General features: G+C 69.8%; 8 protein-coding genes and 1 pseudogene. 5 read left to right on the forward strand and 4 right to left on the reverse strand.

Annotated elements, in window-relative coordinates; genetic code table 11:
- Nucleotides 1-907: pseudogene (locus tag ABTY04_RS39510) on the forward strand (hypothetical protein); the annotation flags it as partial.
- Between the two features lie 164 nt (nucleotides 908-1,071).
- Here ABTY04_RS39510 and ABTY04_RS39515 read toward each other — a convergent pair.
- On the reverse strand, nucleotides 1,072-1,557 hold the full coding sequence (locus tag ABTY04_RS39515) for a hypothetical protein (RefSeq protein ID WP_352218269.1): 486 nt from the start codon (nucleotides 1,555-1,557) through the stop codon (nucleotides 1,072-1,074).
- A 428-nt stretch (nucleotides 1,558-1,985) separates the two neighbouring features.
- Between ABTY04_RS39515 and ABTY04_RS39520 the strand changes: the two genes are divergently transcribed.
- Nucleotides 1,986-2,543, forward strand: a complete 558-nt coding sequence (locus tag ABTY04_RS39520) for a YrhB domain-containing protein (RefSeq protein ID WP_352218270.1) — start codon at nucleotides 1,986-1,988, stop codon at nucleotides 2,541-2,543.
- A 671-nt stretch (nucleotides 2,544-3,214) separates the two neighbouring features.
- Here ABTY04_RS39520 and ABTY04_RS39525 read toward each other — a convergent pair.
- A complete protein-coding gene (locus ABTY04_RS39525) occupies nucleotides 3,215-3,745 on the reverse strand; it encodes a GNAT family N-acetyltransferase (RefSeq protein WP_352218271.1) in 531 nt (176 codons plus the stop codon).
- Between the two features lie 253 nt (nucleotides 3,746-3,998).
- Entirely contained in the window at nucleotides 3,999-4,964 is a 966-nt protein-coding gene (locus tag ABTY04_RS39530; protein WP_352218272.1) for an alpha/beta hydrolase family protein, read from the reverse strand.
- Between the two features lie 167 nt (nucleotides 4,965-5,131).
- Between ABTY04_RS39530 and ABTY04_RS39535 the strand changes: the two genes are divergently transcribed.
- The 3 genes from ABTY04_RS39535 (at nucleotide 5,132) to ABTY04_RS39545 (ending at nucleotide 7,826) form a co-directional block, all read left to right on the forward strand.
- Nucleotides 5,132-5,728 (forward strand): TetR/AcrR family transcriptional regulator, encoded by a 597-nt coding sequence (locus tag ABTY04_RS39535; RefSeq protein ID WP_352218273.1) that lies wholly within the window; start codon nucleotides 5,132-5,134, stop codon nucleotides 5,726-5,728.
- A 202-nt stretch (nucleotides 5,729-5,930) separates the two neighbouring features.
- Nucleotides 5,931-6,806 (forward strand): hypothetical protein, encoded by an 876-nt coding sequence (locus ABTY04_RS39540; protein WP_352218274.1) that lies wholly within the window; start codon nucleotides 5,931-5,933, stop codon nucleotides 6,804-6,806.
- A 258-nt stretch (nucleotides 6,807-7,064) separates the two neighbouring features.
- Nucleotides 7,065-7,826 carry a hypothetical protein gene (locus ABTY04_RS39545; RefSeq protein ID WP_352218275.1) on the forward strand — a complete coding sequence of 254 codons (762 nt, stop codon included), beginning with the start codon at nucleotides 7,065-7,067 and terminating at the stop codon, nucleotides 7,824-7,826.
- 195 nt (nucleotides 7,827-8,021) lie between these two features.
- Here ABTY04_RS39545 and ABTY04_RS41395 read toward each other — a convergent pair whose 3' ends face one another.
- Nucleotides 8,022-8,561 carry a transposase gene (locus tag ABTY04_RS41395; RefSeq protein WP_502996822.1) on the reverse strand — a complete coding sequence of 180 codons (540 nt, stop codon included), beginning with the start codon at nucleotides 8,559-8,561 and terminating at the stop codon, nucleotides 8,022-8,024.
- Nucleotides 8,562-8,805 lie beyond the last annotated feature (244 nt).

Genomic DNA, 8,805 nt, shown 5'->3' on the forward strand with positions numbered 1-8,805 from the left:
CGCCCCCGCCGCCCCCGACCTCCTCCCCCCCGTGCGCCCCCGCCACCCCCGCGCCCTGGACCTCGCCCTGCGCCGCCCCGCGGCGGGGTCCGGTGACGGGCCCGTCACCGGACCCGGCGGCGGCGTGGCGGGACGGCTGCTCGCGGCGGCGGCGCTGGCTTTCCCCCAGGCCGCCGACCGGCTGGTACCCGAGATCCGCCGCCTGCTGGCGGCCGGCGCCACCGGCAACGAGGCCATCGCCCTGGTCGGCGCCCTCGCGGAGTTCGGCACCACCGCCCGCCAGGCCCGGCCGGAGCTGGTCGACTGCCTGCGCACCCGCCGCGCGGCCATCGTCGCCGCCCGCCGGCTGGGTGCGGACGGCGTCGCGACGCGGGAGGTCACCGACGTGCTGCACGAAGCCACCGGCTCCTCCGACCCCTCACTGCGTGGCGCTGCGGCCGCGGCCCACTGCCGGCTGACCGGGGACCCCGGGCCCGCTCTGCGTACCTTCGAGGACCTGCTCTCCGGTAGGGGCCAGACCTCGTGGTACCTGAGCTCTCTGGAGCCGATGGGCGGCGCCGCCGCTCCCCTGCTGCCGCTCGTCGAGCGGCACCTCGGGGCCGGGGACGCGTGGACCCGGCTGGCGGCGGCCGAAGCCCTGCACCGGATCACCGGCTCCGCGGACCGCAGCGTCCCCGTCCTCGCGGAGCTGGTCGGCCCCACGCCGGTGGGCCTGCGCGCCCTCAAGGCGCTCGCCACCGTCGGCCGGGCCCCGGAAGAGATCCGCCCCGCCCTCCGCATCTTCGCCTTCTCCCCGCGCCGCCTGCTCAGCGACGCGCCGCATGCCGGCAACGGCCACCCGGACACCGAACTGCGAGCGTGGGCACGGCGGTTGCTCGAAGCCGTCCGGCCTCAGGAGTCGGCATGACTTTCTCCCCCTGTCGAACACACGGCCCCGGGAGGTGGCGTCACGGGCGGACGAGGGTGCAACCGGAGGACGCACGTGATCGACACGAGTGACACCGGCGCTTTCCTCGGCCTGGACGCCGGCGGGCACCGGCTTCCTTACCGAGCGGCTTGCCCAGTCCCCGTTTACGAACGCATCACCGGGGAGGAGCGGGACCGCGATACTCGCTGCTCCTGCGAATCCTGCTCGAACACCGAGGGCTGGGCTGATTCCTCCGCGTCCGTGAAGCGTCGTTGCCGAAACGTGTGCGTGGTGGTCGTTTCGGTGACCAGGCCGTACGAAGCCAGGCATGCGGCGATGGGCTCGTACGAGGTGGTGCGCAGCACGAAGGCCGCGACCCACACCGGGTCCTGGGCGCAGGACAGGATGGGCTGGAAGGTACGGGGAGACAGAAAGGTGGCCCCTCCGGTGATCGTGATCAGACAGGCGTCCTGCGCGGCGCGGAGCAGGGACTGGTATTCCAGTGGGCCCAATGCCCGGAAATAGGCCCGCGGATCCGGCTGATCGTAGATGAAGTCGAACGCCGTCATACCCTCCGGGACGAGGATCTCTGACTCCTGCGAGCCGCCGGCGGCGACCTTCCCGTGCGCCCTCTTCCGCATACCGCTCATGTCGGCTCTCCTCACACAGCTCGGGTCCGCTATCCCGAGAACGGACAGCAGATGTACACCACTTCGGGAGGCCCCACTGTCTGGCCCTGTTCGATTGCGCAGCAGCCGTCGCGCTTCAACCCACGGACGTCGCGCCGGCCATTGCGGCCTTCAAGCCATCGAAACACGGTCTGGCGGGAGCCAGGTGGGATCCTGCATGTATGAACCATCTCGGCGACGCGCATCTGCGCACCTGGACACTGCGATTCATGGCCCTCCTCGCAGCCGACACCCAGGATCGCGTCGGCCTCTCGGGTCGACACTCACCCGGCGCTCGGAGAAGCAGCAGCACCCGTCGGTGTCGTTCGCGTGCGTTCAATGTGGTCTGCCCAGCCGTGGAGCGAGCAGGAAACTTGGTAACCATTCGGGCCGTACGGGATGCTGACAGAATGATTGAGCGAGATGCCGCGGTTCAGGTCGTTGAGGAAGAACTGGAACGCGAGTACCAGCGGGAGCTGTCGGTTGGGAATTACCCGTGGCGCATGGCTGTATCTCATGTGGAGCAGCACGAGCTGGTATGGATCGTTTCCTGGACATCTGAGGAGTATCTGCGCACCCGGAATCCAGACTTCATGCCGGCCGGGAATGGGCCCTACCTTGTAGACCGCGTCGATGGAAGCCTGCACCAAATCGGTGTCGCCTCCGCAGAAACCGGTATGTGGGAGGCGGACTACCGAGCCCGTATTCGAAGGCATGTCACGCGGACCGCAGTGGACGATCTGCACGACGAGGTCCGGGCGGCGGCAGACACTCGCGGGACGGTGCACGCCATGCTCACCCTGCGTCAAAGAGTGCCGGTGCTCTCCCACGCCCAGATCATCGAGTACGTGACCGCCTTGCTACGCGGCCGCGCTCCGGCGCACCTTGTAGAGGTCGCCTCCGGAGAGCTGATGCCGAGCACCGACCCGGTTGTGTCCGTAGTGACCATCCGCAGAGCCGCATCTTGATCCGGTTGACATGGCCTTCGACAGAGCCTGAGCTCCAGGGCAGGGTGAAGCCTGCGATGACAGCATCGCGGTTCGGAGGTCGTCCTGGCGGCCGGTGAGGATACTCGCGAAGGACCACCGAGCGCGAGGGTGCCCACTCTCAGTTTGTGACGACCGGGATAGACACCCTCGCAACTGCACCGTACGTGCGGGTCAACGCCGTTTGAAGGCCTCGCCGCATCTGGCCCCGTGACGGCCGCGGGTGGGCCTGGCGCCCAAGCTCAGCGATCGGCGAGCGCGCGGAGGCGGCGCTCGCAACGGCCCTGGCCGAGCGCCCGCCGAGCACCGCCGGCCTCCCGATGTCCGCGGCGCTCCTCGCGGGCGCCATCGCCGGGACGTACCGGGCGGCGCTGCGCGAGATCCGACAGGGCGTCATGTCGGGCGAACCGCCGGCACGCGTACGCGATGCGGTCGCCCCGGCGGCGCACAGCAAGAAGGCTCCGGCCTCCCTGAGGAGGTCGGAGCCAGTCGAGCGCTGGGCAGGCCTTGCACCTGCATCCCCCCACAGGAAGTGGGGTGCCTTTCCTTGGACCACCAACGCCAGTCCCACCGCCATTCACCGTGGCCGCGAGCTCAAGATCAAGCATACGGCATGCGGCCGACCGAGCCGACCACCCGAGGACCCGCCTCCCTCACAGCAGCTTCTGGAACCAAGCCACGTCCCAGAACCGCCCGAATTTCCGCCCGACTTGCTCGTAGACGCCTACCGGCCGGAATCCGAAGCGTTCGTGGAGCCGCTGTGACGCCACGTTGGGCACGGCGATTCCGGCGAGCGCCACGTGCACGTCCTCCTGCTCCAGCACCTCGAAGAGCGCGGTGTACAGCAGGCTGCCGACACCACGCCCGATGTGCTCCGGTGCCACGTAGACGCTGGTTTCCACGGAAGTGGCGTACGCCGGCTTCGGTCGGAAGGCGCTGCTGGTCGCGTAGCCGAGGAGCTTTCCGCCCTCCTCGGCCACGAGAAGGCGGTACGGGCCGGAGTCGGGGTGGGACAACAGCCACGGCCGACGCTGGTCCACGGTGAACGGCTCGGTGTCGAAGGTGATCGGCGTCTCAATGACGTAGTGGTTGTAGATCCGGGTCAGCTCTTCGAGGTCGGCATCGGCACCGGGCCGTATCCGCGCGCCCGAGTCCGTCTTGTTTCCGTTCGCCTTCGTACCCATCCGTCCGACGGTACGGGGCGTGCATTACGGCGTTGTTTCGCTCGATCGAGCCGTCCGTGGCGGCTGCACCCGGCGAACCTGTTCGTGGCCTCGATGACGTGGCCTGTTCCAGGCGGGCCTTCGTCGCCGAGGCCGGCTCTGTTCACGATGCCGGCAGCAGTTGTTCACTGGCTTGAGCGGTGTGCGCGGTCGGCTGCGATCCCTGTGCGCCCCTTCCGCCTCGCGCGGCGGGGTGCCCTTGGGGGTAGGAGGCCTACTTGGATTCGACTCGTCCTACCGGGTCGGGGCCGGTGGTCAGTGCCTCGCACGCGGTCTGCCAGGCGGGGGCGCCAGGGTGAAGCTGGGTGTGGAGGTAGGCCGCGGTGAGCCGGGCGAGGGCGGCGACTCGCTGTGGGTTCTCGTCCGTGGTCTCGGCGGCGTCGTATCCGGCGATGCCGCCGAGACCGTGTTCCGCGTCGAACAGGGTGAGCAGGGTCTTGGGGCCGGGGGCGAGGGCGTAGGGGTCGGCGTGCCAGTCCGGCCCCATGTCCGTGAAGTGCCGGGAGTCGTCCTTGTCGCCGGCGACGACCAGGGCGGGTGCGGTCATGGTGGAGAAGTCGATGGCCCCGATGATCGGCCACTGCTCGGCCATGGGCCCGTTGAGGACTTCGCCGCCCCTGCCGGGCGCGGCGAGCAGTACGCCCGCCTTGATCCGGGGCTCGACGAGGTGCACCACGCTCCCGGTGTCGGGGTCGTTGAGCCCGGCGCCCAGCAGGAGGGCGGCGGTGAAACCGCCGAGCGAGTGTCCGGCGACGGCGACCTTGGTGGGGTCGATGCGTCCCGCGAGCTGCGGCACGGTGCGCTCGAGTACGTCGAGCCGGTCGAGGATGTGGGTCATGTCCTCGGCGCGGGAGCGCCAGAAGTCGGGTGCGCCGGGTGCGTCGGCGACCAGGTGGCTCAGTGTCCGGGAGGTGAGGTGGGTGGGCTGGACGACGGTGAATCCGTGGGCGGCCCAGAAGTCGGCGAGCGGCGCGTAGCCGTTGAGGGAGGAGAGGTTGTTCGAGGGGCCGTGGCCGTGGGAGAGGAGGATGACGGGGAGGCCGGTTCCGGCCGCGGGTGCGGAGACGCGCACGTGGAGGTCCACGGGTCGTCCGGGCACGGAGAGGACTACGGGGCTGAAGGACAGGACCGGGACGGGCGTGCCCAAGACGTCGGCGCTGATGACGGAGGATGTGCTCACGATGTGGGTTCCTTTCGGTGGCACCTGCCGTCCGCCGGTCTCCTGCGACCGGCGACGGACAAGGCGGTCAGGAGCGTCCCGTTTCGGTTAAACTGAAACGGAGCGCCGCTCCATTTAGTATCCGGAGCGATGCTCCGTTTTGTCAATCGGCATGGAAGGACTACGTGATGGCCAGCGAGAGCCCCGCCGGGGAGTCGCCGTCCCGAGGCAAGCGGGCCGACGCCCAGCGCAACCGGCAGACGGTGCTCGCTGCCGCCGCCGAGGTGTTCGTCACCTCGGGTGTCGATGCGCCGATCCGCCAGATCGCGGCCCAGGCGGGTGTCGGGATGGCCACGATCTACCGCCACTTCCCGACCCGCGCAGATCTCGTCACCGCTGTCTACCGCCACCAGATCGAGGCATGCGCCGAAGCCGGCCCGAACCTGCTGGCCGGTGCCGACTCCCCGTTCGACGCACTGCGTCAGTGGATCGACCTGTTCGTCGACTTCCTGGTCACCAAGCACGGACTCGCCGACGCCCTGCAATCCGACAACGACCGCTTCGCCGCGTTGCACGCCTACTTCCTGGACCGCCTGCTGCCCGTCTGCGCCCAACTGCTCGACGCTGCGGCCCTGGCCGGCGACATCAGACCCGGAACGCAGCCGTACGAACTGATGCGCGGCATCGGCAACCTCTGCATCGGCCGCGACAACGACCCCCGCTACGACCCCCGACGCCTGATCGCCCTCCTCCTCCAAGGACTCCAGCGACCCCACGCATCCTGACGCCGACGAGCGACATCACGGCCTGGCCCTCTTCGCGGCCTCCCGCGCTGCCCGCAGTGTGACGCGGGCGTTGCGGTGGTGCGGTTGCCCGCCCGCAGTGCACGAAGAATTTATTGAACGCGTTCAGCCAAGCTGGCAGAATGGATACACGCCGCCGCCGGGCGAACGCGTTCGTTTTGCCGTGCCACGAGGGGGGTTGGCCGTGTATCAGAAGCGGTCGTACGGCAGGATGCTGCTGGTTTCGGCGCTGGTGGGTTGCCTGGAGGTGGCGCTCGCCGTCGTGGTGGTCCTCCTGTACGTCCGGACGCAGCCGCCGCCGGACGTACAGGAGGACCACGCCACCCTGGTGGCGGGTTTGCTCTCGTTCAGCGTGATCGTCGCCGTGATCGCGTTTCTGCTGTCCGGGGTCTTCGTGTTGCCGGCGGTGGCACTGGCCGATCTGCTCGGCCGCCGGATCGGCGGCCGCGAGGCGTGGTGGTGGGTGCCACTGACGGTGGCGGCCCTGGTGGCACCGCCGATCGTGGCCTTCGCGGAGTACAACCGCGTGGAGGCGCGGTCCATGCTCGTCTTCTGGGCGGAGGCCACGGCCGCGCTCTCGGTGGGCGGCCTGGTTGCCCGGCCCCGGCACCCGGGACTGGTCCGACAAGTGGCCCTGTGGGGCACGGCGGTGGTGGCGGGAACGGGCCTCTTCGGCGCACTCGGACTCACTGCCGGCCTGCTGCCCGCGTACGAGCCACCGGCGATCGGTCCGGCGACCATGGTCGGCAGCTGGGTCGATCACACGAGCGGAACGTTGGTCTTCACCTCGGACGGCCGGGTCACGGCCTCCGGCGTCGGCGAGCACGACCCCGACGAACCGTCGGGCGGCCCGTCGCGGCGGTGCTCGGGCTCCGGCACCTGGTCGTACGAGCCCGGGCGGGACGTCTGGACCCAGGAAGTCCGCATCCGCGTCCCGGGGTGTTCATGGCCGGCGTGGAGCGTGGGCGGCACCGACCGGAAGCCCCGGATCTACCAGCACGTCGGTCACCCGGACTCCGGGGAGCTGTACCAGCTGCGGAAGGCCACCAACGGCTCCTGACGCCGGGAACGCCAGTTCAGCCTCACCGAGGTGAGGCCCGCCATCGCGTGATGCCGTTGACCGCCACCAGCGGCGCCCGGATCGACGATTCGCCCGGACCGTCACCCCTTCGGTCGACGCGGGGAGACGCGCCGGGCGCCACACACCGGAGGCCACCCACGAAGTCCGGGGCCTACGATCGATCGCTGGGGGTGGTACGAGATGTGGCCATGGCGCAGGCGAAGGAACCGGGCGACTGCCGAGACGAAGCCCGACACGGTGCGGGCACGGCTGCAGGCGCCGGAGCCGGAGCCGGAGCCGGCAACGGACCCCTGGCAGGACTGGCTGAGCCGTTCGCCCGAGGCGCTCACGGTCCGGCAGTGGTGGGCGGACGTGGTCGAGCAGACCGCGCAGCTCGGCGAGGACGGGTACTGCGAGCGGCTGGGTGAGCTGCTTTCCCGGCTGTCGCCCCGCGACTTCGCGGCGCTGGGTCTCGGCTGCACCCGCCGGATCGACCGCGCCTGCCGGGAGCCGCAGACCTGCTCACAGGACACCGTCCCGCCGCCCGCGGGCGAGCGGCCGGCTCCGCGCCACGGCCCGGTGGCCGGTGCCTGCAGCGGCTTCTGGGACTGCTACACCCGGTACGAGGTACGGGCCGCTTTCACCGCCGACGACCGCCACCGGGCGGTGACCGTCCAGGGCAGGTGGTCCCGGGTGATGCTGTGGGTAGACGGGATCAGGGTGGAGGCGCCGAGCTTCCTCGACGACACCGGCTACTGGGTCAACGACCGCTTCTACGTCACGGAGATGGCCGCCCCGGACGACCATCCCCTCCAGGGGCACGTCGGCATGGGGGCGATCGCGGTCCTCTCGCTGGTGATCCACGACGTCGCCACCGCCACCACCCACATCGTGGACCCCGAACCGCACGAGAACTGGTCCTGCCCGGTCGCGGTGCTCCGCGACGGAGAGTGGCGCCTCTACCCGACCCTTGAGGCCCGCGACACCGACCGCCCCGACCGCACCCTCACCCTCCCGTAGCCCCGCTGGAGGGGCGTGTCGTTCATCCGGTGCAAGCCCGTGTCGTTCACAGGGAGATGGCGCGGCGTGCGTTTAGGGCTTGCCTCCATGCCGGATGCAGGATCGGGGAACCGCCGTCCAGCCCCCGCCCGCGGCCGCTACTCGGCTCGGCTGCGCCCGGTCGATGCCGAGTTGGAGATTCACGAGGCGCTGGGGTCATACGACTTCCCCGGGGGCGACGCCGGCGTCATGCGCGGCTCCGCCGACGGTGCCCTGAAGGGCAACGCCCAGTGGGGGAAGTCCGTGCACGCACTGTCCGAAACCATGGAGTCTCCGCGTTCTGCCAAACCCAGAGCCGGCATCGCGCACACCCGGTTCGAGGCCGGGGCGTACTTCCCGTCCTCGGACGAAGGCGGCCGGGAGGTCACGCTGGGCCACACCTCCCGCCGATGTCTCCTCGTGCCAGACACGGACCGCTCCCGCGTCCTGCCCGACGGCCCTCTTGTCCGGACGCTGGAACGCCAGCCCCCAGCGTTTGAGGTACTTGCCCACCCCGGGTTCGGTGGAGCGGACCCGGAACAGCCTGAAGATCAGCTCGTCTGTCAGCCCCGTGTCTACAGCCTTGACCGCCACCTTGAACAGGGCCGCAACCTCTGCCCGGTCCCGCCCCTCCACCAGCGCGGACACCGCCAGCAACCGCACAGCCTCCTGCGTGTCCGGCGACCAGGTCCGCGCACCCCCCACCAGATCACTCACACACCGTCAACGAGCATGAACCAAAGCGTTTCGGATCAACAGGAGACGTAAAGACGCCGGTTCCTCGCGTACTCCTCTTCGTCCCGCTCGCGAAACTGGTGCCGTTCGGTGTTCTGGCCGCGATTTCGTGAAACCGCAGGTCAACGCTCGGCTAAGGGTTGTCCCGTAACTGCTGGTCACGGGTGAGATGATCTTGGTGTGGCTAGTGTGATTACGGCGTCTGAGCCGTCCTGGATAGCCCCGT

This window comes from Streptomyces sp. NPDC097981 (genome assembly GCF_040302565.1).
In the GTDB taxonomy this organism is placed as follows: domain Bacteria; phylum Actinomycetota; class Actinomycetes; order Streptomycetales; family Streptomycetaceae; genus Streptomyces.